Source organism: Micromonospora sp. NPDC005206 (assembly GCF_040608175.1).
GTDB lineage: Bacteria > Actinomycetota > Actinomycetes > Mycobacteriales > Micromonosporaceae > Micromonospora.
Window position 1 is genome coordinate 96,938 of record NZ_JBEXHU010000014.1, and the last position, 22,704, is coordinate 119,641.

At 71.6% G+C, this 22,704-nt stretch carries 20 protein-coding genes; all 20 read right to left on the reverse strand.

The window, feature by feature from the left end; all coding sequences use genetic code 11:
• Nucleotides 1–2: 2 nt before the first annotated feature.
• Nucleotides 3–1,202 (reverse strand): MFS transporter, encoded by a 1,200-nt coding sequence (locus ABZU69_RS22090; protein WP_354966223.1) that lies wholly within the window; start codon nucleotides 1,200–1,202, stop codon nucleotides 3–5.
• The gene (locus ABZU69_RS22095; RefSeq protein WP_354966224.1) at nucleotides 1,199–2,212 is read right to left on the reverse strand and encodes an aldo/keto reductase; all 1,014 of its coding nucleotides are present in this window, start codon (nucleotides 2,210–2,212) and stop codon (nucleotides 1,199–1,201) included. The genes ABZU69_RS22090 and ABZU69_RS22095 overlap by 4 nt, the downstream gene beginning before the upstream one ends.
• Nucleotides 2,209–3,669, reverse strand: a complete 1,461-nt coding sequence (locus ABZU69_RS22100; protein ID WP_354966225.1) for an NAD-dependent succinate-semialdehyde dehydrogenase — start codon at nucleotides 3,667–3,669, stop codon at nucleotides 2,209–2,211. The genes ABZU69_RS22095 and ABZU69_RS22100 overlap by 4 nt, the downstream gene beginning before the upstream one ends.
• 54 nt (nucleotides 3,670–3,723) lie before the next feature.
• Nucleotides 3,724–4,587, reverse strand: a complete 864-nt coding sequence (locus ABZU69_RS22105; protein WP_354966226.1) for a DUF6282 family protein — start codon at nucleotides 4,585–4,587, stop codon at nucleotides 3,724–3,726.
• Complete coding sequence (locus ABZU69_RS22110; protein WP_354966227.1) at nucleotides 4,575–5,171, reverse strand: hypothetical protein; 597 nt, start codon at nucleotides 5,169–5,171, stop codon at nucleotides 4,575–4,577. Before ABZU69_RS22110 ends, ABZU69_RS22105 begins: the two co-directional genes overlap by 13 nt.
• Nucleotides 5,168–6,463, reverse strand: a complete 1,296-nt coding sequence (locus tag ABZU69_RS22115) for an iron-containing alcohol dehydrogenase (protein WP_354966228.1) — start codon at nucleotides 6,461–6,463, stop codon at nucleotides 5,168–5,170. Before ABZU69_RS22115 ends, ABZU69_RS22110 begins: the two co-directional genes overlap by 4 nt.
• Entirely contained in the window at nucleotides 6,460–7,467 is a 1,008-nt protein-coding gene (locus ABZU69_RS22120) for an Ldh family oxidoreductase (RefSeq protein WP_354966229.1), read from the reverse strand. Before ABZU69_RS22120 ends, ABZU69_RS22115 begins: the two co-directional genes overlap by 4 nt.
• Nucleotides 7,464–8,303 carry an aspartate/glutamate racemase family protein gene (locus ABZU69_RS22125; RefSeq protein ID WP_354966230.1) on the reverse strand — a complete coding sequence of 280 codons (840 nt, stop codon included), beginning with the start codon at nucleotides 8,301–8,303 and terminating at the stop codon, nucleotides 7,464–7,466. Before ABZU69_RS22125 ends, ABZU69_RS22120 begins: the two co-directional genes overlap by 4 nt.
• Nucleotide 8,304: 1 nt before the next feature.
• Nucleotides 8,305–9,741 (reverse strand): MmgE/PrpD family protein, encoded by a 1,437-nt coding sequence (locus tag ABZU69_RS22130; RefSeq protein WP_354966231.1) that lies wholly within the window; start codon nucleotides 9,739–9,741, stop codon nucleotides 8,305–8,307.
• A gap of 12 nt (nucleotides 9,742–9,753) precedes the next feature.
• Nucleotides 9,754–10,551, reverse strand: coding sequence for an aldolase/citrate lyase family protein (locus tag ABZU69_RS22135; RefSeq protein ID WP_354966232.1), 798 nt, complete (start codon nucleotides 10,549–10,551; stop codon nucleotides 9,754–9,756).
• Entirely contained in the window at nucleotides 10,548–12,713 is a 2,166-nt protein-coding gene (locus tag ABZU69_RS22140; RefSeq protein WP_354966233.1) for an acetate--CoA ligase family protein, read from the reverse strand. The genes ABZU69_RS22135 and ABZU69_RS22140 overlap by 4 nt, the downstream gene beginning before the upstream one ends.
• The gene (locus tag ABZU69_RS22145; RefSeq protein WP_354966234.1) at nucleotides 12,710–13,885 is read right to left on the reverse strand and encodes a hypothetical protein; all 1,176 of its coding nucleotides are present in this window, start codon (nucleotides 13,883–13,885) and stop codon (nucleotides 12,710–12,712) included. The genes ABZU69_RS22140 and ABZU69_RS22145 overlap by 4 nt, the downstream gene beginning before the upstream one ends.
• The gene (locus ABZU69_RS22150; RefSeq protein ID WP_354966235.1) at nucleotides 13,882–15,045 is read right to left on the reverse strand and encodes a CoA transferase; all 1,164 of its coding nucleotides are present in this window, start codon (nucleotides 15,043–15,045) and stop codon (nucleotides 13,882–13,884) included. Before ABZU69_RS22150 ends, ABZU69_RS22145 begins: the two co-directional genes overlap by 4 nt.
• Nucleotides 15,042–15,797 (reverse strand): N-acyl homoserine lactonase family protein, encoded by a 756-nt coding sequence (locus ABZU69_RS22155; protein ID WP_354966236.1) that lies wholly within the window; start codon nucleotides 15,795–15,797, stop codon nucleotides 15,042–15,044. Before ABZU69_RS22155 ends, ABZU69_RS22150 begins: the two co-directional genes overlap by 4 nt.
• A complete protein-coding gene (locus ABZU69_RS22160; protein WP_354966237.1) occupies nucleotides 15,797–16,609 on the reverse strand; it encodes an SDR family oxidoreductase in 813 nt (270 codons plus the stop codon). Before ABZU69_RS22160 ends, ABZU69_RS22155 begins: the two co-directional genes overlap by 1 nt.
• A 46-nt stretch (nucleotides 16,610–16,655) precedes the next feature.
• Complete coding sequence (locus ABZU69_RS22165; protein ID WP_354966238.1) at nucleotides 16,656–17,816, reverse strand: acyl-CoA dehydrogenase family protein; 1,161 nt, start codon at nucleotides 17,814–17,816, stop codon at nucleotides 16,656–16,658.
• Between the two features lie 68 nt (nucleotides 17,817–17,884).
• Complete coding sequence (locus tag ABZU69_RS22170) at nucleotides 17,885–19,207, reverse strand: MmgE/PrpD family protein (protein WP_354966239.1); 1,323 nt, start codon at nucleotides 19,205–19,207, stop codon at nucleotides 17,885–17,887.
• A complete protein-coding gene (locus tag ABZU69_RS22175) occupies nucleotides 19,204–19,911 on the reverse strand; it encodes an ABC transporter ATP-binding protein (RefSeq protein WP_354966240.1) in 708 nt (235 codons plus the stop codon). Before ABZU69_RS22175 ends, ABZU69_RS22170 begins: the two co-directional genes overlap by 4 nt.
• On the reverse strand, nucleotides 19,908–21,806 hold the full coding sequence (locus ABZU69_RS22180; protein ID WP_354966241.1) for a branched-chain amino acid ABC transporter ATP-binding protein/permease: 1,899 nt from the start codon (nucleotides 21,804–21,806) through the stop codon (nucleotides 19,908–19,910). Before ABZU69_RS22180 ends, ABZU69_RS22175 begins: the two co-directional genes overlap by 4 nt.
• Nucleotides 21,799–22,665, reverse strand: coding sequence for a branched-chain amino acid ABC transporter permease (locus ABZU69_RS22185; protein ID WP_354966242.1), 867 nt, complete (start codon nucleotides 22,663–22,665; stop codon nucleotides 21,799–21,801). The genes ABZU69_RS22180 and ABZU69_RS22185 overlap by 8 nt, the downstream gene beginning before the upstream one ends.
• Nucleotides 22,666–22,704: the final 39 nt, after the last annotated feature.

The window sequence follows — 22,704 nt, forward strand, 5'->3', positions numbered from 1 at the left end:
TTTCACTGCGCGTTTCGGGTGGGTCGGGTGAGGAGGAGCAGGGCGCCGACGGCCAGGCCGACGGCGCCGGCCGCTCCGAAGCCGACGCCGAAGCCGCGCGCACCAATGAGGGATCCCAGGGCGAACGGCGCGACGCTGGCCATCAGGTAGTTGGCGGTGCTCTGGGCGCCGAGCGCGGTGCTGACGCGATGGGCCGGCGCCATCTCGGCCGTGGCGGTGAAGACGAGGCCGTTCCAGCAGATGGCGAGGCTGCCCGCCACCACGGCCATCGGTACGACGACGGCGGGGTCGGCCCCCGTCACGGCACCGAGGGCGCAGGTGCTCGTGCCGATCGCCAGGGCGACGCAGACCAGCGGTGCCACCCGGTCGACCGTCCGGTCCGACCAGAGCCCGACCGCCACCCGGCCCGCTGCCCCGCCGAGCTGCGCGATCACAAACACCAGGGCGGCCGCCTTGAGCGTCAGCCCGCCGTCGCCGTGCAGCATCTCAACGGAGAACGACATGAACGTCGCCTGGCACACGACGAGCCCGCAGCCGGCGAGCACGAGGAGCGCGAGGCCGCCGGACTCGGACCCGCGGGGCGGTGGCCCTTCGGCGCCGGACGCCTCCGGCGCCGCGACGGGCGGCTCGCGGACCCAGCGCCAGGAGGCCAGAGCGGCAGCCGCCGTCCCGAGCGAGAGCACCTGGATGCAGCGGGCCACCCCGCCGTGCTCCACGACCAGCGGCAGCACCAGCGCGGCGGCCGCGGCGCCGAGCGGGATCGCGGTCTGCCGCAGACCCATCGCCAGGCCGCGTCGCACCGGCGAGAACCAGCGCAGGACGGCCCGACCGCTCGCGGCGTTGACGCTGGCCGCCGCCGCCCCGGCCAGGCCCAGGCTGACGGTGAGCGGCCACAGGCCCGACCCCGTGCTCGAGACCAGCAGGAGCACGGTGGTCGCCGAGAGGCCGACCGCCATCACGGCCCGCTCCGGGAAGCGGTCGCTCGCTAACCCCCACGGGAGCAGGGTCGCGACGAAGCCGGCCATTGGCGCCCCGAGCACGATGCCGAGCTGCGCCAATGTGAAGCCGCCCTCCGCGCGGATCACCGGGCCGACCGAGGCGAGGCCCTGGAAGAAGGCCGCGGTGCTGGCCTGGGCGGCGATCCCGACGGCAAGCACGACCCAGCGGTACCGTGTCCGCGAGGCCGCCTCGACCGTACTCATGTGGGATCCGGAGGCCGGTCGAGCCGGGTGGCCATCTGCGGCGCGTATCGGTCCCCCCTCGCGGCTCCGACGGGTGCCGCCCGGTCAAGCTCGGCGACCAGACCGGGGTCCAGCATGACCCCGGCGGCGGCGAGGTTCTGCTCCAGGCGCTCCACCGACCGCACGCCGAACAGCGGGACCACGTCGTCCCCGCGTGATAGCACCCAGGCGAGGGCGAGGACCGGCAGCGGGAGGCCGTGCTGGTCGGCCAGGCTGCGCAGCCGGCCGACCAGAGCGAGGTTCTTCGGCAGATTCTCTGGGGCGAAGCGCGGGTAGCGCCGGCGCCGCGGGTCGTATGCGGCCAGGTCCGCCTCGGTCCGCAGCGCCCCACCGAGGAGTCCGCGGCTCAGCGGGCTGTACGCCACCAAGCCCACGCCGAGCTCGCGCATTGCACACAGCAGGTCCGTTTCGGGCTCGCGGCTGAGCAGCGAATACTCCTGCTGCACCACGGCGATGGGGTGCACAGAATGGGCCGCGCGCAGCCGTGCGGCGCTCACCTCGGAGAGCCCGACGTGGCGCACCTTGCCGGCCGCGACCAGCTCGGCCAACGCCCCAATCGACTCCTCGATCGGCGTCGTCGGGTCGAAGCGGTGCATGTAGTAGATGTCGACGTACTCCATGCCGAGCCGGCCGAGGCTGGCGTCCAGGGCGGCGCGAATCCGTTCCGGGCGGCCCAGCCCCTCGCGCTGGATGCCGAACTTCGTCGCGACGACGACGTCCTCGCGATGGCCCCTGAGCATCCTGCCCAGCAGCATCTCGTTGTCGCCGTCCCCGTAGGAGTCGGCGGTGTCGAGGTAGGTCACGCCCCGGTCGAGCGCGGTGAGAATCACCCGCTCGGCCTCCGCCTGGTCGGCAGGCCCATACAGGCCCGAAAGCGCCATGCACCCGAAGGCGAGCTCGCCCACCTCGGGGCCGTCCTGGCCGAGCCGGCGGCGGCCGATCGGGCCTGCGGCGGCGTCGGTGCCGGTCACAGCGGCACCGCCAGGTACTGCTCCTCGAGGAACTCCTGGATGCCGACGTCGCTGCCCTCGCGACCGAGGCCGCTCTGCTTCACCCCGCCGAACGGGGCCGCAGGGTCGCTGGCGATGCCGCTGTTGACCGCAACCATGCCGACCTCGAGTCGGTGGCTGACGGCCATGGCACGGGCGACGTCGCGGGCGAAGACGTACGCGATCAGGCCCCGGTCGGTGTCGTTGGCCCAGCGCACGGCCTCGTCCTCGTCGTCGAACTCGATCACTGGGGCAACCGGGCCGAAAATCTCCTCGGTCGTGATCCGGTCTCCGTGGCGCACGCCGGTAAGCACCGTGGCCGGATAGAAGGCGCCGGGGCCGTCCGGCCGCGTTCCGCCGACGGTGGCCGTGGCACCCTCCTTCACCGCGACGTCCACGAGCTCGGCCACCTTGTCGGCCTCCGCCGGCGATACGAGGGCGCCGACACCCGAGCCGGCCTTCAACCCCGGGCCGAGTCTGAGCTCCGCCATCCGGGCGGTCAGCTCCGCGGTGAACTCCCCCGCTACCGACCGGTGCACATAGATGCGGTTCGCAGCGGTGCAGGCGGCGCCGCCGTTGCGCATTTTCGCGACCATCACGCCGTCGACCGCCGCACGCACGTCGGCGTCGTTCAGCACGATGACCGGGGCGTTGCCGCCGAGCTCCATCGCGGTGCTGACCACGTTGTCGGCGGCCTCCCGCAGCAGCAGGCGCCCGACCTCGGTGGAGCCGGTGAACGAGAGCTTGCGGACCTGCGGGTGGTGCAGCATCTCGCTCACCGCTGGCCCCGGGTCGCGGGGCAGCACGCAGTTAACCACCCCATCCGGGACGCCGGCGCGGCTGAGCAGGTCGACGAGGTACGTCGCGGTCAGCGGCGTCTCCAGCGCGGGCTTGAGCACGACGCTGCAGCCCGCCGCCAGGGCGGGGCCGAGCTTCCGGGTCGCCATCGCCGCGGGGAAGTTCCAGGGCGTAATGAGCAGGGCGACGCCGATGGGCTTGCGAGTGACCACGATCCGCTTGTCGCCGGAGGGCGCCACGCGGTAGTCGCCGCCGATCCGCACCGCCTCCTCGGCGAACCAGCGGAAGAACTCGGCTGCGTAGGCCACCTCGCCCCGGGCGTCGGCGAGCAGCTTGCCGTTCTCGCGGGTGATGAGCTCGGCGATGGTGTCGGCGTCGGCCTGCATCAGCTCGAACGCCTGGCGTAGCACCTCGGCGCGCGCCCGCGGCGCGGTGGCGGCCCACGCGGGCAGGGCGGCGGCCGCCGCTTCGACGGCCTCGAGGCACTCGGCGACGCTGGTGTCGGCCACGGTGGCGATCACCGAGCCGTCCGCCGGATCGTGCACGGGCTGCCCCTGCCCGGGCTCGGGCGGCCGCCACGTTCCGCCGATGAAGCTGCCCGTGAGGTGCCTGCCTGTGGAGTGTCTAGTGTCCCCAGTCATTCCTCGTCCTTGGTCGCGACCCACCGTGGTCGGCGGTCCTGGTCGTGTCCTCGCTTAGACGCCAAGCAGTCTTCGCGGGACCTCGGTGACGGAGCGGCGGAGGTCCTCCTCCGCCACCCCGTGGTGGAGCAGGTTGTCGAGCAGCACGCGCAGGGACTCGTGGGGCGCGGGCGTTTGGATGCCCCCGCCGTCCGAGGCGAGCACCAGGTTCTCGGCGCCGATCCGAGCCACGATCGCCACCACGTCGTCGAGCCGGAGCCTGTCCCAGAAGCCACTGACGAGCACCGAGCACACCTCGACCGCCGCGCCGCGGCGCACGACCTCCTCGATGAAGTCGAGGTCGCACTGCGGCATGTACAACACATGGTTGACGAGGACCCGCGTGCCGACGGCCCGGGACTCGTCGAGCACGGCCAGGATCTCCGGCGGAGCGAGGTGGCTGGTCGCTAGCAGCGCGTCGGCCTCGGCGACGAGCCGGACGACCTCCCGGGCCTCCGACGTCAGCCGGCCCTCCTGGTCGAGGACGCTGAGGCCCTCCGCGCCTTCAGGGTTGGCGAGCTTCATGAAGCTGTTGCCCCAACCGCCGAGCGTGCCGGTGATGCTCGCGTGGTACTTCGAGTGCCCGCTAGGCATCCACACGACTTTGCCGCCGACCGCCAGGCACGACTGGACGGCCATCGGGTTGATGCCCCCGACCGGGTAGTTGAGCGTGATGCCGCCGTACATCGTGAACCCGGGCACCATCTGGTTAACCAGGTGCGCGCGGACGGCCGTGCCCTCGAAGTGGCACTTCACCGCCATGCCCGCCATGCCGGCCGCCGCACAGGCGCGGGCCGTCCCGGCGTCGTCGTCGATCCTCGGGAAGAGGTCCGGTCCGGTGTGCACGTGCAGGTCGATGACGTCGGTCATATCGAACATGGCACCTCCTCGGGGATGTCGTCGGACGTCGCCCCGTCGGCGACGGCCTGCTCGAACACGGTGCGGTACCGCTCGGCGGCCTGGGGCGGCAGGAAGCCGGTGAGCCGCAGAAGGACCGGCCCCGCCTGGTAGCGCCGCTCGGGGTGAAGGGCGCGGCCCATCTCGTCGAAGCCGTTGCGCTGTGCGGCTATGGTTTGCTCCTCGAGCAGCGCCAGGCGGTCGGCCACCTCCGCCTCGGAGGCGAAGACCTCGACCGCACCACCGGCGGCGACCACTGGTCGCGGGTAAGACCGCTCCACCCGCCGGTCCCGGAACGCCACCATCGGAGGCGGGACCTCAGGGTCCGGGTTGGACGCCGGCCGCGTGCAGACCACCGGGTCGGAGATCGGCAGCCCGGACTCCGTCAGCCGCGCGACCACCCATGCCGCCAGGGCCAGCTCGGCGGTCGCCCGCCCCCCCGCGGCGGTCTCAGAGGCGGAGTGGGTCCGCGGACTGCCCGGGTGGGCATGGGCCACGACGCCCCCGCCGCTAGCGAGAACGGCCAGCAGGGCCAGAACGGCCCACCGGGCCGCTGGGCGCCTCATCGTCCACCTCCGCCGTACGTCGACCCCAGCTCGTAGGCGAGGTCGAGATCGCCTGCCCACGCAGCCCTGAGCAGCTCGAGGAGAAGGGCGCCGTCGGCCGCGACCGGCGCGTTGGCGACGAGTCGCGTGAAGGTGGCCGACTGCTCGGCGAGGCGGGGCAGGTCGCCCTGAGCGAGACCGAGGTCGGCCAGGCTGGCCGGGAGGCCGATTGCGGCGCAGATCGCGGCGACCTCGCCGATCACGGCCCTGACCGGGTCGTCCACCGACATGCCCCACGCCTCCGCGACCCGGGTCAGTGGCGCGACGGAGGAGGGGTGCACCGCGGCGAGGACGTAGGGCAGCAGCAGGCCGACGCCGAGGCCGTGGGAGGTGCTGGTCGCCTTCCCGATGGAGTACTGCAGCGCGTGCCCCAGGTGTGTGCCGGAGGTTCCGAAGGCCATGCCCGCGCAGGTGCTGCCGTAGGACATCGCAACCCGGGCGGCGTCGTCGTTCTCGTTGGCGACCACCTGGCGCAGGCTGAGCCCGATCACGCTGGCCGCCTCGAGGGCGAGCGCGTCTCCCAGCAGCTGGGCGCCGACGAACACCGGAAGTTCCGCCGCCCAGTCGGTGCGCCGGCGTCCGGCTGTGAGCGCCTCCATGGCGTGAGCGAGCGCGTCCGCACCCGAGTGGGCCCGCACCGTCATCGGACAGCCGCGGGTCAGGTCGGGGTCGACGACGGCGGCGGCGGGGATCAGGTGCGGGCTGGAGACACCCACCTTGAACTCCCGGTCCGGGTCGGCGACCACTGCGACGGGTGTCACCTCGGACCCGGTGCCGGCTGTCGTGGGGACCGCCACTACGGGCACCACCGGACCCGGGACCAGGTTCTCACCGTAGTACCGGCTGATCGGACCGAGATGCGCCAGCAGCAGCGCTGTCACCTTGGCGAGGTCGATGGAGCTGCCTCCGCCGTACCCGACGATGACGCCGGGCGTCGCGGCGCTGCCCGTTCGGACCGCCGCGTCGATCGTCGCGGCCGGCAGTTCGGGCTCGCCCTCGGCGTACACCTCGACGCGGCAACCCGCCTCCCGCAGCGCGTCGAGCAGCCGCCGGAACGGCGGGGTGCCGGCCATTGTGCGGTCGGTGCACACCAGCACCCGCTCGTCGAAGGAGGCGACCATGGAGGGTGCCGACGCGATCGCTCCGGGGCCGAAGTGGACCAGCCGGGGCAGCCGCAGCACCGCCGCGGCGCCGGCGGGACCGCCGATCGCGGGGAGGCTGGCGGAGGTGGTCGGGATGGCGGTGTCGGTCATGGCAGCAGCTCCTCCGCGGCTTTCCAGACTTCGTCGTCGATCGGGATGCCGTCGGCCAGCCGTCGTGCCCGCTCCCGCGCGGCCCGGTCGCCGGGGACGTCGACGGACTCGAATCCCGGTGCTGTCGCGCTTGTGCGGACCTCGTCGAGGTAGGCGCTGACGCGCTCGACGAAGTCGTCCCGGCCGAGCACCGACGGGTAGAACACGAAGAAGAGATCGCCCTTCGTGCTGGGGTGCTCGGTGTCGAGGGTGCCGAGCACCCGCTCGCCCGTCTCGGTGCCCGACAGAACGGCGACCAGCAGCTCGAGGCCCAGGCCGAGGGCGTAGCCCTTGGGGCCGCCGAAAGGGGACAGTGCCCCTTCGACCGCCGCCTGAGGGGCGGTCGTCGGCTCGCCGGCCACGTCGACCGCCCAGCCCGGCTCCAACGGCCGGTCGGTCAGTGCGTGGTTGAGGATCTTGCCCCGCGACACCGCAGCCGTGGACATGTCCAGGACGAAGTGCTGCCCGCCCGTGGGGACGGCGAGCCCGATCGGGTTAGTACCCACCATCGCCCGCCGGCCGCCCCATGGATGCACGAGCGCCTCGCTCGTGGTGAGCGCCAAGCCGATGGCTCCGCGGTCGGCGATCCGCTCGACGTAGGGGGCGAGCATCCCGAGGTGGTTGGCCGACCGCACGGCGGCGACGGCGACGCCGGCCGCCGTGGCGGTCTTGACCAGCTCATCGACAACGGCCATGCCCACGACGGGCCCGAACCCGCGGCGCCCGTCCACGACGGCGAAGCCGGGGACCGGCCACCAGAACTCCGGCCTGGCGTTCGGCACGATCAGCCTCGCCCTGATCCTGGCGACGAGCACGGGCAGCCGCTGCAGCCCGTGGGAGTGCTGCCCGCGCAGGTCGCCCTCGAGCAGCACGTCGGCCTGGGTCCGGGCGGCGTCCGCAGGCGCACCGTGGTGCTCGAGGACGGTCGTGATCAGCCCGTGCAGGCGCTCGGCATCGACGATCATGGCGCGCCTACCTGCCAGGCAGTGCTCTCGGTGAGCACGGCGCCCGTCACGGCCGCGAAGTGTGCGGCGTGGGCGTTGGTGGGCCGCCCGTACGCACCGGCGTGGCTCACCTTGAGCCCGACGCTGCGCTGCAGCCCGACCAGTGCCTCCGCGTAAGCCAGGCCCAGACCGTAGGAGTCCAGCACCGGCACGCCGTCGATTTCGGTAACGCCCCTGCGCACGAGACTGGTGTTGAGCATGCCCTCTGCGGGGATGATCACGTCCGCGCCGGCGTCGATCGCGACGCGGGCCGCCCGCTGGACGCGGTCGAGCAGGTCGCCCCCGCAGGAGAACATCTCCTCCAGCTCGGCCTCGGTGATGGCCGGATCGAGCGGGACGGTCGCGACGACGCGGTCGAGGGCGCCGTACGCCGTCGCCAGTTCACGCAGCGCAAACGACTGCGCCCGCTCCAGCCCGATCAGCCCGAATCGCCCGCCGACGCTCGTGCCCAGCAGCAGCGAAGTCTCCGCCATGCTGATCACCGGGATATCCACGAGGCTCCGCGCCTCGCGCAGCCCCGGGTCGAAGAAGCAGCTGACGACGACAGCGTCGTAGCCCTCGGCCTCGGCCTGGGCGGCGTTGTGCGCGATCTGGGTGGCCAGCACGTGGTTGGACCACGGGTAGCGGGTGGCCTCGATCGGGTTCATGCCCGGCGGATAGCTGCCCGCACGCACGCCATGTACGACGAGCTCCGTGTCGGCGGAGCACACCCGCCCGGCGTGGTGCTGCAGCATCGCGACGTACGACGGCAGCTGCTCCACGTCGGTGAAGCTCTGGTGCCAGATCCGGATGGTCATCTCAGCGCTCGGCAGGGGTCGCGGCGGACGCGGCGTCGGGGCACATCGCAGCGAGCTCGACGCGGCTCGCGCTCTCCACGCTCCACAGCTCCTCGCGGAGGGTGGCGACGTCCCAGCCCTGACCGCCGAAGGCGAGGCAGTCCGCGAACTTGGCGTCGAGCTCCTCGATGGTGAGCGGTGCCCGAGTGTCGCCGCGGGGCACGTCGGTGCGGAAGCGGTGGATCACGCCATCCGTGGTCTCGACCTCCAGCGCCGAGTAGGCGTACTCCCACTCCTGGGGACCGAACGGAGGGGTCTCCGCGACGCCGTAGGTGATCTTCTCGATCAGCGCCTGCGCCTCGGGCCGCTGGACGGCCTCGTCGGTGAAGCTGGCCAGGTTGACAGCGCCGTCGAGCATGGCGGCGGCGATGACGTACTCCACGCTGAACTTGCCCTGGAGCCCGGTCCACGGGCGGTGGTGGATCAGCGGCTCGAAGCCGAGCGGCTCGAGCACCACGTGGATCCGCGAGATGGCGGCGGGGTCGATGTGGTCACGTGCCCGCAGGTGGAGGCTGGCGTCGGCGGTGCGGTGGGTGTTGTAGCAGCAGGGGTACTTCTTGACGTTGATGCCGGACTCGGTGAACGCGTCCGTGCCGCTCAGCGCCGTTAGGGCCGCAGCGACATCGGCCCCCGGCGCGAACCGGGAGAAGTAGCCGAGCGGCGAGTCGAGCTCCTCGGTGTCCGCCGTGAAGTTCTGACCGGCGAGGCGGACGGCGAAGATCGCGTCCCGCGCGGCCAGGCCTGGGTGGAGCGGCTTGGTCATGGTCCCGAAGTTCTGCCGGCTGCCGCCGGCCATCGAGGCCGCCAAGCCGATCGCCCGTCGGGTCGCGTCGTCGGAGAGGCCGGAGAGGCGCGCGACGCCGGCGGTTGCGCCGAGGATGCCGATGGTGGCGGTCGAGTGCCACCCCGTCGAGTAGTGGGCGGGCACGTCCATCGCCCTCGCGACCGCGGCGTGTACGACGAAGCCCACGACGTACGCGTCGAGCATCGCCTGTCCCGAGGCACCGGTCTGCTGCCCTGCGGCGACGATCGCCGGCCAGAGCACGACGCTCGGGTGGCCCATAGCGACGTCGGTGACGTCGTCGAAGTCGAGGGCGTGCCCGGCGGTGCCGTTGAGCAGCGCGGCGGTGGCGGCGTCGGTCCGCTCGCCGGAGTACCACACCGTGGCGGGGCCGTCCGGGAGCGCGCCGAGCGTGGTCTCGAGGATGCGCACCGGCGCTTCGTTTCGGGCGGCGACGGCGACGCCCACGGTGTCGACGAGTGTACGGCGGGTGAGTTCCGACACCTGCGGGCTTAACCCGCCGAGGGGTGCATGGGCGTAGGCCGCCATCGCGGCGACGAGGCCGGAGGTCTCCGTGCGGTTGTCCGTGGGCCTCGGGCTGGTGGCTGTGGTGGACATGGTCTTCCTCACTCAGGGGGTGGCGACGGGGTTGGGGTCGGGCGCCGGGCAGGTCGCCGCCGCGACGGCGGCCGTGAAGCTGGTCCGGATAAGCTGGGTGTCCACGGAGAGCACGACGAGCTTCACGCCGGCCGAGAGCCACAGCGCGGCGTGCTCCGGCGTCGGGGCGAAGATGGCGGTCGCCTTCCCGGCCTCCGCGCTGCGCTGGACGATGTCGCGGGCGGCCTCGATGACTTCGGGGGCGTACGGCGTGTGCGCCAGGCCGAGTGACGCGGCGAGGTCCATCGGCCCGACGAAGAAGGCGTCGATCCCGGCCGTGGGGAGGATCTCCGGCAGCCGCTCCCGGGCCTCGATGCCCTCGATCATGGCGATGACGGCGGTCCGGTCGTCGGCCGTGGTCACGTAGCTCTCCTCGAGGCCGTACCCCGACGCACGGACCCACAGGTGGACCGACCGCTCACCGTGGGGCTGGAACCGCGAGGCGCGGACGACGTCCTCGGCTTCCTGACGCGAGGACACGTGGGGCACTAGGACGCCGTCGGCACCGGCGTCCAGCGCGGCACCGATGTTCGGCTCGTCGTTGCGGGCGACCCGGACGACGGCCGCGATACCGGCTCCGTGGGCCGCGGCGATCAGAGGCGGGAGCGCCTCGACCCCGAAGGGCCCGTGCTCGCAGTCGAGGACCACGAGGTCGAAGCCACCCGCTGCCGCGGCCTCCACCACCTCCACTCGCGGCACGATGACGAAGGTGCCGAGGATCTGCCGGTCGCCGTCGACCAGAGCCCTCCTCAGGTTGCGCGCGACACTCATGAGCGACTCTCCGTTCCGTGGTTGGGCTCGCGGGTGACGACCAGCGCGTCCAGGACCGCGACCCCGGATCCGCGCGGCAGCACCCGGACCGGGTTGAGGTCGACGGCGACGATGCCGTCAGGACCGTCCGCGCTCTCGGCCGAGAGACGGGCGACGGCGACGACGAGGTCTGCCAGGGCGTCCACGTCGAGGCGTTCGGACCCGCGGTAGCCGTGGAGCAGGCGGCAGACCTCGGTGCGCTCGATGAGCGCGACCGCCTCCTCCCGGCTCAGCGGCACCGGGGACAGCGCCACGTCCGCACGCAGCTCGGCGGTGACGCCGCCGGAGCCGACCAGAACGATCGGCCCAAAGTCCGGGTCCGACGTCACACCGACGACGACCTCCACCCCCCCGGCGACCATGGGCGCGACAAGCACGCCCTCGTAGCCGTCCGGGTCCAGGTCGCGGCCCCAGCGGTCGAGGTCCGCGAAGGCGGCGCGCACGTCGTCGGGATCGAGGAGCCCGAGCCGGACCAGACCGTGCTCGCTCTTGTGGGTCAGGCCGGCGCCCGAGGCCTTGAGCACCGCCGGTCCGCCGACCGCCACTGCCGCGGCGACGGCTGCCTCGGCGCCCGTGACGACGACCTCCGCCGGCACCGGGACGCCCCGGTCGCGCAGGTAGGCGCGGCTGGCCGCCTCCGACAGGGCGACCCCCGCCGACCGGCCGGCCGCCGGTCCTGCGGGCTCCTGGGCCTCCTCCGCACCGCCGGCGCCAACATGGACGCGGGCAACCGCCTCGAGCGCGACGATCGCGTCGAGTGTGGAGGTGACGACGGGCACGCCAGCGTCGCGGTAGACCGACGCCACATCGGACTCAAGGGGCGCCGGGCTGACCATAAGCACGGGGAGGGCCGGGTGCTGGACGGCGACGTCCGCGACGGCCCGCGCCAGTGCCTGGCGCCAGCTCGAGGTCGGCGTGGGCGTGAGGTAGAAGACCAGGCCGCCGGCGCCCGGGTCTGCGGCGAGGGCGTGGAGGTTCGCCGAGATGGTGCTCGCCCCCGCCGCGCCGACGTCGAAGGGATTCATCGCCTGCGCGAAGCCGGCCGTGTCGCTCATGCGGGCGACCGTGTCGGGAGCCAGCTGCGTCAGAGTCAGGCCGTGCGCCCCCATGACGTCTGCGAGCAGGACGCCACCTGCCCCGGAGGTGCTCGTCGCGATCAGCGCCGACTTCTGCAGGGAGCGGCCGTGGGCGAGGAGCGCACTGACGACGGCAAGGGTCTCCAGCGTGGGGACGGCGATGACACCGTCCGCCGCGAACACCGCGTCGTAGACCGCCTTGCTGCCGGCCATCCGCGACGAGTGCGCCTGTGCTGCCTGTGACCCGCTCCAGGAGTTGCCGAGCTTGAGCGCCACGACCGGCTTCCCCGCCATACGAGCGGCGGCGATCGCGCGGCGCAGCCTGTGGCCGTCGTGGACGCCGTCGACGATGAGCGCGATCACGTGAGTGTGCGGATCGTCGACAAAGTACTCGACGTAGTCGGTCAGTTCAAGGTCGACCTCGTTGCCGCACGAGACAAACGCGCTGATGCCAGCGCCGTGGGCCTCCAGGGCGGGGACGAACCCGCCGAGCATTGCGCCGCTGTGCGCGACCAGCGCCACCGAGCCGGGCCTCAGCCGCTGCGAATGCGTGTAGTTGTACCCCAGCGGAAGCGGCTCGCGGGTCTCGTAGATGCCGTTGCAGTTCGGCCCGACCAGTCGGACGCCGGCCTCCCGGCCCGCCTCGGCGAGCTCCTTCTGCAGGCGTCGGCCCTCCTCGGTACCGACCTCGGCGAAGCCGCTCACCGCGACGATCGCCGTCGGTACGCCGGCCTCGCCCAGCTCGCGGACGATGGCAGCGCAGTGGGCGGCGGGAACCATCACCATTGCGGTGTCGATCCCGTCGGGCAGCTCGGCGACGGAGGTCACCGCCGGCATCCCGCCGACAGTGCCACCGCGCCGGTTGACCGGGTGGACGGCCCCGGAATAGCCCGCGGCGCGCAGGTTGCGCAGCGGCTGCCCGGAGAACTTCTCGAGGTCGTCGCTGGCGCCGACCAGCGCCACCGTTCGCGGGTGGAGGAGGCGGTCGACCGCCTCCGTCGTGTCGAGTCGCCGGACGGCGGCCCGGGAGGTCGAGAGCTCCGTCATTCCGGCCTCGCCGGGCTCTTGATGGGCTCCTTCCACGGCGACGGGCAGCCCCCGTACACCGATCGGCCGAGCCGGAAGTGCTGCGCCTCCTCCAGAGTCTCGATGAACAGCAAGTCCATCGGGTAGAGCCGATCGCCGCGGGGACGCGGGCCCGCCTTGGAGACGTGCCCGAATAGGCGGTGGCCGACGATCTCCTCGGCCAGCACCACCGTCTCGATCAGCGCGTCCAAGTCGACGCCGGTGGCGAAGCCCATCTCCTCGAGCAGGTAGACGAGGTCCTCGGTGGGGAAGAGCCCGGCCGCCCGGCCGTTGCCGCAGTACGGGCAGCCACCCATACCCCCGATCGAGGAGTCCAGGATGAGCGTGTACCGGTCATCCAGCGTCCGGAGGGCGGAGTAGGCGGAGATGGGCGCCATGCCGCGGGTGTTGTGCAGGTGCAGGTGGACGGTGCGGATCTGCGGCCAGCGGCGCATGATCTCCGTCAGGTCCTCCTCGACCTGGGGCGGGATGTGCCAGCCCATTGGGTCGCCCATGAACACCTTGGTGACCTCGATACCCGCCTCGGTCCACAGGTCCATCTGCTGCTGCAGCCGGCTCATCCGCTCAGAGTGCGGAATGTCTCCGATCCAGTTCGACCCCCAAGCGGCGTTGACCCCGATCTGAGCCTCGGTGACACCCTCTTGCTTGGCCTTCTGCACGATCGCCGGCCACGAGGCAATCTCGTCGGCCTGCGAGCGGTTTGTGTTGCGGCGCACGAAGACGTCGCACAGGTGCACCAGGGTCGCCGGGAGGGCGTTGTCGAGCGAGAGCGGCGGGATCCGCTCGGCGCGCCGCTCTACTCCCCGCGCGTTTAGCGCGAGCGCCGTGTAGATGACCCCGGGCCGGGGGTCGAAGGAGTCGACGAGCTCGTCGACCTCCGCCATCTGCGGCGTCCACTTGGGGCTGACGAAGCTGCCGACCACGATCCGCTTCAGCCCGGTGGCGCTCATGGAGTTGAGCAGGCGCACCTTGTCCTCGACGGGGATGCCGGCGTCCTCGATCTGCAGGCCCTCGCGCATCCCCTCGTCGACGATGACGACGGCGGGGAAGCCGGCCGGGCCGATCGCAGCGCCCGGCATGGTGGGGTTCGCGACGCCCGGGGTGCGGGGCTCGCGGTCGTCGTGCTCGTTCATGCCTCTCCTCTGGTCTGTGCGCGCAGCGGGCCGATCACCTCGTCGGTGTGCTCGCCTAGGAGCGGGGCAACGCGTCTGATGTCGGGGTACTCGCCGTTCTCACGCAGGGGCAGGGCGATCGTCCGGAACCCCTCAATCCGGGGGTGCGGGATCTCGGGGAGGATCCCCATCGCCTGCACCTGCTCGTCGCGCACCACCTGGTCCAGCGTCTGGATCGGCGTGCTGGGCACGCCGACCGACGCGAGCTTCTCCAGCCACTCGGCAGACGGCCGCTCGCGCAGCGTGCGGGCGAGCTCCTCGAAGAGCTCCTCGCGATGGGCCACGCGATCGGGGTTGAGGAGGAACCGCTCGTCCTCCATCAGCTCCTCGCGCTCGATGGCGCGGCACAGCCGCTCCCACAGGCTCTGGTTGCCGGCCGCGATGATGATCCAGTTGTCGGCGGTCGGGAACGCCGCGTAGGGGTAGATGCCCACGGTCCCCGACCCGAGCCGCTGCGGGATCACGCCCGCCGCGAAGTAGCCCGTGAGCTGCGAGGGCATCCACATCATCGCCGTCTCCATCAGCGACGTCTCAACGTGCGTTCCCTCGCCGGTGCGATCACGGTTGCGGAGCGCGTCCATCACGGCGAGCGCAGTCCACATGCCAGCGCCCTGGTCGAGGACCGAGACTGGGATGCGGGCCGGTGCGCCGCCGTCCTCGCCCGTCATGCTCATCAGGCCGGAGAAGGCCTGCATCAGCGGGTCGTACGCCGGGGCGTCGCCGAGCGGCCCGCGGCCGCCGTACCCCGTCATGTCGCAGTAGATCAACCGCGGGTTGCGCGCCCGCATCTCCTCGTGCCCGAGGCCGAGCTTCGTGAGCGAGCCCGGGCGCAGGTTCTGCACCAGGACGTCGGCCGAGTCGACGAGCAGACGGAAGTCTTCACGGCCCTCCTCCGTCTTGAGGTCGAGCACGACGCTGCGCTTGCTGCGGTTGAGGCTGATGAAGGAGCAGCTCTCCCCCTCCCAGAAGGGTGGCCCCCACTTGCGGGTGTCGTCGCCGACGTCCGGGCGCTCGACCTTGATCACGTCGGCGCCGAGGTCTCCCAGGATCTGGGTCGCGAAGGGGCCCGCGACGCTCATCGTCACGTCGATGACCCGGACGCCGTCGAGTGAGCCCATCATGCGAACGTCCCCTGCTTGACCACCTCGACGTCGTGGCTGGGGATGACGTTGACGCCCAGCCGCTCGATCTTCCGGAAGCTCTCCATGTACGCCGCGAGGTCGGTGAACGAGCCGGACGGGATGCGCGACAGCTTCGCGTCGCCCTGCCAGTTGGCGTGCAGGTCCACGCAGTCACCGGCGAGGAGGTGCCGCTGACCGGAGGCCCCGTCGACGAGCACGCCCTGCGACCCGGGGGTGTGGCCAGGCAGGTGCACCACGGAGATACCCGGGAGGATCTCCACGTCGCCCTCGACCGTGGTGGTGCGGCCCAGCGCCTCTACCCACGCCGGCGTGACCCCTGGCTGCCGCTCGAAGGCGGCGAGGTTGGGCTCCAGCGGGTCCACGGCGTAGGCCAGCTCCGCCTTCTGCACCACGATGCGAGCGTTTGGGAACACGTGGTTGTTCGAGGAGTGGTCCCAGTGCAGATGGGTGTTGATGACCGTACCGACGTCGGCCGGGTCGACGCCGGCGGCCTCCAGCGCGGCCAGCGGGTGCTGGGCGGGCGTGCGCTCCAGGGTGTAGCCATGCAGCCGGCGGGTGGTCTCCTCGTCGCCGGTGCCCGTGTCGACGATGACGGGGTGCGGGCCGCCGGTGATCAGGAACATGATCATCGCGACGTCGTGCACCTCGCCGAAGCCCCGGTGGTAGGTGAGCGCCGCCCGCGGGAAGTCGACGAGGGTCCCCACGTGCAGAGCCTGGATCGTCCAGCCCATCAAGACCGGTCCTCCCCACCGTCCGCGATCAGGATCGCGCCGGTGATGAAGCTCGCGCGGTCGGAGGCGGCGAAGACGATCAGGTCCGCCAGCTCCTCGGGGCGGCCCCACTCGTGGCCCGGCCGCACGATGCCCTTGCCCCACTCGGTGCGGGTCGCGGCGGCCTCGTCCTCGTCCAGCTCACGCTTGGCCATCTCGCGCTCCCACTTCGCCCAGCGCTCTTCGGTGTTGACCAGCCCGGGCACGACGGCGTTGACCCGGATGTTGTGCTCGCCGAGTTCCGTGGCGAGCACCCGCGTCAGCCGGTTCTCGGCGGCCTTCGCGGGACCGGTGCAGGAGGAGCGGTACGGCGGCGGCATGACCTGGACCGAGGTCTTGCCCGTGACATTGACGATGGAGGCGCCGCCCTGCTCGATCATCATGGGCGTGAATCGCTGGATGAGCCGGAACTGGGCGAAGAAGTTGATTTCCATGCCGTACACGAGTTCCTCGTCGGTGACCTCGAGGAACGGCTTGTAGGTGCCGGTTCCGGCGTTGTTCACGAGCACGTCGATCCGGCCGTAGGTTTTTGCCACGTAGTCGACGAGGCGGTCCAGGTCGGCCACCTTCGTCACGTCGACGGAGATCGTGTCGACCTGGGCGTCAGGGACCTCGCTGCGGAGCTTCTCCGCTGCCTGGGCGAGTTTGTCGGGCCGCCGGGCGGCGATCAGCACCCGGGCACCCTCCTGGGCGAAGAGCAGGCAGCTCTCGAATCCGATACCTGCACTGCCACCGGTGACGACGACGACCTTGTTCTGGAGCTTGAGGTCCATGGTTCTCTCTCTGCGGTTCGCGGGGCTCTGTAGGAGCCTGTAGGGCTCAGTAGGACTTGGGGAGGCCGAGGACGTGCTGTCCGATGTAGGCCAGGACGAGGTTGTTGTTGATCGGCGCGACCATCGGCAGGCGCGCCTCCCGGAACTTGCGCTCGATGCCGAACTCCACTGCGAGGCCGTAGCCGCCGAAGGTGTCCATGGCGGCGTTGGCCGCAGCCCACGTCGCGGTCGAGGCGAGGAGCTTGGCGGCGTTGGCCCCGAAGCCTGGGTTGCCGCCAGCGTCGAAGAGGGAGGCCGCCTTGTAGCGCATCAGGCTCGCGGCCTCGAGGTCGGCGTAGGCGCGGGCGAGCGGGAACGCAACGCCCTGGTTGGCGCCGATCGGCTTGCCGAAGACGACCCGCTCCTTGGCGTACTGGCTGGCCTTGTCGATGAACCAGAAGCCGTCCCCGAGGCTCTCGGAGGCGACCAGGATCCGCTCGACGTTGAGCCCGGAGAGGATGTAGCGAAAGCCCTTGCCCTCTTCGCCAATCCGGTTCACGACCGGCACGCGCATGTCGTTGAAGACCAGCTCGTTCGTCTCGTGCGACGTCATCGTCCGGATCGGCCGCACGGAGATGCTGTCGCCGGCCGCCTTGATGTCGACCAGGAGGATCGATAGGCCGTCGGTCTTCTTCTCGACCTCGTCGTAGGGCGTCGTGCGGCACAGCAGCAGCAGGTAGTCGGAGTGCTGGAACCGCGAGGTCCAGATCTTCGCTCCGTTGACGATGTACTCGTCGCCGTCGCGCCTGGCGAACGTGCGGATCCGGGTAGTCTCGGAGCCGGCGTCCGGTTCCGTCACGCCGAAGGCCTGCAGGCGAATCTCGTTAGTCGCGATCTTCGGGAGCAGGCGCTTCTTCTGCTCCTCGCTCCCGTGCCGGAGCACCGTGCCCATCGTGTACATCTGCGCGTGGGCCGGGACGCCGCTGCCGCCCGAACGGTTGATCGTCTCCAGGACAATGGCCGCGTCCATCACGGTGCCGCCGCCCCCGCCATACTCCTCGGGGATGAGGATGGCGAGCCAGCCGGCCTCCGCGAGCGCGTCGACAAACTTCTCCGGGTACTCGAGGTTGGCGTCCCGCTCCTTCCAGTAGTCCTCTGGGAAGTGCGAGCAGAGTTCGGCCACCGCCTCCTGGATCGCTCGCTGGTCTCGGTTCAGCAGGAAGTCCATGTCTTCTCCGTCCTTGCACGTGGTCGCGCGGCTTCAAGTGGTCGCGGAATGTCGTCGGACGCGGTGCGTCAGTCCTCGAACAGGTCGAGTGCGGCGTCGATCGCCGCCCTTGCGGGCTCGTCGTCGTCGGCGCCGGCCAGCCGCTCGACGAGCGCCCGGCCGCGCTCGCCGTGCAGCTCGGTCGCGACCCTCACCTGCTCCGCCTCGTCACGGAAGTACAGGCTGCGCGGGAGCTCGGAGGCGCGGACGCTGTGCGTGCCGTCCGCCGCCTCCACGGTCACGACGCCGTCGAGGTAGTCCAGCTCGGGGTCCGGCGTGACCTCGATGCGATCGGCGAGCGCGGCGATCTCGGGGTCGTCACGGCGGGCGTAGTCGTCGAACGTGAGGGTCCCGTGCAGCAACAGCTGCGCGGTGACGAACCGGACGCTCGACAGCGCCGAGGTGAGTGTGGCGTATGGCGGCCGCGTCTGCGTGCCCGGGAAGTTCGCGAAGTCCTCGTTCATCCGCACCCGGACGGCGCCGTCGGGCACCACCTTGCGCTCGTGAAGCTGCCGGGCGGCGAGAGCGACCGCCATGTTGTCCCCGAGCGTCGGCAGCGCCTTCATCCAGACGTTGAGCACGAGCGAGGCCCCCGGCGGCGTCCACAGCGCCTCAGGAACCTCGGAGACCTGTCCGAACATCCGCAGGAAGCCGAACCGCGCGTCCAGCGCACCCGGCCCGGCGGTCATGCCCGCCGCGGCGGCGAGGGCGTAGGCAAACCCGTCCCGGGCGGCGCTGGGGTTGTGCAGCCGCCAGTCCTCGCCACCGGCTCCGACGCTGTGCAGGGAGCCGCGGCCGACCAGGATGGCGCCGCTGAGGGCATGCGTCGTCCGGGCGGCGTCGAGCCCGAGGGCGCGGGCGGCGGCCGCCGCGGCGCCGATGGGACCGAAGGTGGGGCTGGGCCGGTGGCCGGCCGACATCATCCCGAGCGGAACGACGCCGTCGGCGCCGAGCCAGACGGTGGTGGCATAGCCGGCGATCAGGCCGTCCACAAGGTCGCCGAAGGAGCGGCCGGCCTCGATGGCGGCCGCCACGGCTGCCGGCACGACGAAGCTGCCGGGGTGGGCCCAGGAGCTCATGTCGGTGTCGTCCTGGAACCGGGCGCAGACCGCGGCCGCGTTGGCCTGGACCGCGTCTGCGGCACCGAGCCGGCGTCCGCCGTACCACGCCCGGTGCTCGCCGGAGCCCGCGCCGAGCTCGAAGAGGCCGGTCGCGCCCGGGACGGTGTCGGCGGCCAGGGCGAGCGAGATCGCGTCGACCAGCAGCAGCCGGGCGTGCTGGCGGGCAGCCTGGTCGGTGAGGTCGCCGTCCGCGACGAATGCGGCGGCCCGGGTGAGAGCGTCGTCGGTCACAGGTAGTCCTCCGAGAGAGCGAAGTCGCGGATGGTGGCCACCTCGCCGCTGCGGCGCAGCCGGCCGGAGCGGAGTACGTAGCCGCGCTGGGCGAGCTTGAGGGCGGGGCGGGCCATCTGCTCGGAGATCAGCACGGCGGTGCCCTGCTCCTGCACGAGCGTGATCGCCTCGCTGGTCGTGGCGATCGCGACGGGCGAGAGCCCCAGGAACGGCTCGTCGAGGAGCAACAGCTTGGGGCGGGATGTCAGCGCGCGGCCGATCGCCACCAACTGCTGCTGGCCGCCGCTGAGCGTGCCGGCCTTCGCCCGCCGGCGGCTCGCGAGGAACGGGAAGTTGTCGAAGAGCCAAGCGACGGACTCCGCCCGCTCGTCCGACTTCATGGTGTAGCCGCCGGCGAGGAGGTTCTCCTCCACGGTCAGGTTGGCGAAGACCCGGCGGCCCTCCGGCGAGATCCGAACGCCCTGTTGCGCGCGGCTGGCCGCGCTCGCCCGGGTGATGTCCTTGCCCGAGAACGTGAGGGTGCCGGCGTGGACGCGAACGAGCCCCATGATCGCGTTCATGATGGTGGACTTGCCGGCACCGTTGGCGCCCACGACAACGACGGTCTCCCCCGGGTCGACGTAGATGTCGAGGGCGTTGACGGCCTCGATCCCGCCGTAGCGGACGGTGAGGCCGCGTGCCTCGAGCAGGTGTTCCTGGGTCATGAGAGACGTCCTTGACGGGTGAGCGGACCGGAAGGGCTGGTCTCGAGCGCCTCGATGGCCTCGGTGGCCTCGTCGTCCGGCACGCCGAGGTAGGCGGTGACGACCTCGGGCATGGCCAGCACGTCGGCGGGGGCGCCGACGGCGAGCTCTCGGCCCGTGTCCATGACGAGCAGCCGCGGGCAGATCCGGCGGACCAGATCCATGTCGTGCTCGACGAGCAGGACCGCGCACCCGCGGGAGACCGCCCAGTCGACCAGCTCGTCGACCCGGACCCGCTCGCGGGACTCCAGGCCGGCGGCCGGCTCGTCGAGCAGCACGACATCGGGCGAGGTGGCCAGCGGGAGGACCAGGCCGAGGAGCTTCTGCAGGCCGTAGGGCAGGTCGCCAGCGCGGTCGTTCAGGCGCCGGTCGAGTCCGGTGAGGGCGAGCAGCCCGCCGAGCTCCTCGTCGCTGACCCACCGCTTGCTGAAGGCCTTGCCGCGGGCCAGGTTCTCCCGCACCGTGGCGCTGGCGAACACCGACGTCTGCTGGTAACTGCGTGCGACGCCTCGGCGGCTCACCTCCTGGGGAGAGCGGCCGGTCAGGTTGCTGCCGCGGAGCGTCACCGTCCCGCTGCTGGGCTGCATCGCCCCGCTAACCATGTTGATCAGCGTCGTCTTCCCGGCGCCGTTGGGGCCGATGACGCCGAGCACCTCCCCGGCGCGCAATTCGAAGGAGATGCCATCGACGGCCGCCACGCCGCCGAACCGCTTCGACAGGCCCGACACGACCAGCAGCGGATCGCCGGTGGGGGTCTCGACCCGTCCGGAGGGTGCGGCCTCGGACGCCTTGCGGGGCGCTGGCAGGGCGTCGTCCGCGGTCTCCTCCTCGGCGGCTGCGGCCGCCGGCTTCCCGACGCGGCGCCGCCCCCAGGTGTAGCCGTCCTGCACGAGCCCCGTGACGCCGCGCTTGGCGAACAGGGTCACGAGGATCAGCGCCGCGCCCAGGAAGAGTTGGGAGTACTGCGCCTGCGAGGCGAAGGTGTGAGTGAGCCAGGCCAGCAGCAGGGCCCCCACGGCCGGTCCGATGATCGAGGGCCCGCCGATGACCGCGGCCGCCACGTGGTTGACGGCGCTCAGCGGCAGGAAGGAGTCCGGGTGCGTGTTGCCGAGCTGGTTGATCAGCACCAGGCCCGCCAGGCCGCTGACGCCGGCCGCGCTTACGAACGCGATGGTCTTGAAGAGCCAGGGCCGCAGGCCGAGGCTCGCCGCCAGCGGCTCGTTCTCCTCGATGGCAGCGAAGTGCCGCCGCCAGTAGACCGAGACCGCCCCTGCGATGACGATGCCGACGATCGCGACGAGTACGGAGAACCTCACCAGGTCCCCGCCGGCGCCGAAGCTGGTCGCGCCCAGGGACGCGGGCGGGACCCCCGAGATACCCGAGCTGCCGCCCAGCGGCCGCTCGGCGATGATGATGATGAGCGTGACGACCTGCGCGAGCACGAACGTCACCAGCGCGAAGTACGTCCCGCGTAGGCGCAGGAGCACCAGGCCGAGTGGCAGGGCGATCGCCGCGGGGATCAGGAAGCACAGCGCGATCAGCGCGATCGCGTTCGTCGTCAGGTTCATGGCGACGAGGGCGAGCACGTAGCCGCCGACAGCCATGAAGGCTGGGGACGAGAACGACAGCAGGTCGACCCGCAGCAGCAGCCAGACGTGCAGGGCCGCCAGCAGCATGACGAGCACCGTGGGCACGAACGAGAGCAGGAACGGGTCGGCGGTGATCTTCGGCGTAACCCAGGTGGCGGCGACCAGCGCGAGGGTGACGAGCGGCACCAGCAGGACAGTCCGCGAGTTGCGGTGCCAGCCGGCGGCGAGACGGTGGCGGACGGGGGTCTGGATGGTGGTCTCAGGCATTGACGGTCCTGTGTCCGAGGAGACCCGACGGCCGCGCGACGAGCAGCACGAGGATCCCGCTGAAGAGGATGAGAGGCGCCCACGAGCCGCCGACGTACACGCCGACGAACGACTCCACCAGGCCGACCAGGATCGCGGCGATCACCGCGCCCGGCAGGCTGCCCAAGCCACCGAGGATGACCGTGAGGAAGGAGATCATCAGCACGTGCTCGCCGACGAACGGGGCGAGGGAGAATTGCGGCGTCACCAGGGCGCCGGTGAGGCCGGCCAGCCCGGTGGCGATGGCGAAGGCCAGGGGGAAGAGCACCTTGGGCCGCATCCCCATGGAGATCGCCATCTCGCGGTCGTCGGTCAGCGCCCGCAATGCGTTGCCGAGCCGGGTGCGGTACAGCAGTTGGTAGACCGCGAAGATGGCGGCGGCGGCCACCAGGATGGTCAAGACCCTCGCCTTCGGGAGGTAGACGTCGCCGACGTTGAAGGTGCCGGAGAGGGCTCCCCCGAACTGCATCGCCTGCGCCCCGAAGAGAGCCAACATCGACGCGCCGCCGATCAGCGAGGCGCCGAGCGTGAGGACGATGGTGGCGAGGTGGTCGTCGATCCGACGCTCGATGATGAACAGCTCGAACGCGTAGCCGATGGCGGCGGTTACCAGCACCGCAGCCACCACGCCCACGGGGTACGGCAGGCCGAGCTCGTGGGTCAGCCAGTAGGCCGCGTAGCCGCCGACGACGTAGAAGGCACCGTGGGCGAAGTTGATCACTCGCAGGATGCCGAAGGCGAGGGAGAACCCGAGCGCCATCAGCGCGTACTGAGCGCCACTGGCCAGACCCCCGATCAGGGCCTGAAGAATCTCATTCATCGGGAAGGTCGCTTTCCGACCCGGTGGGGCGGGCGGCGG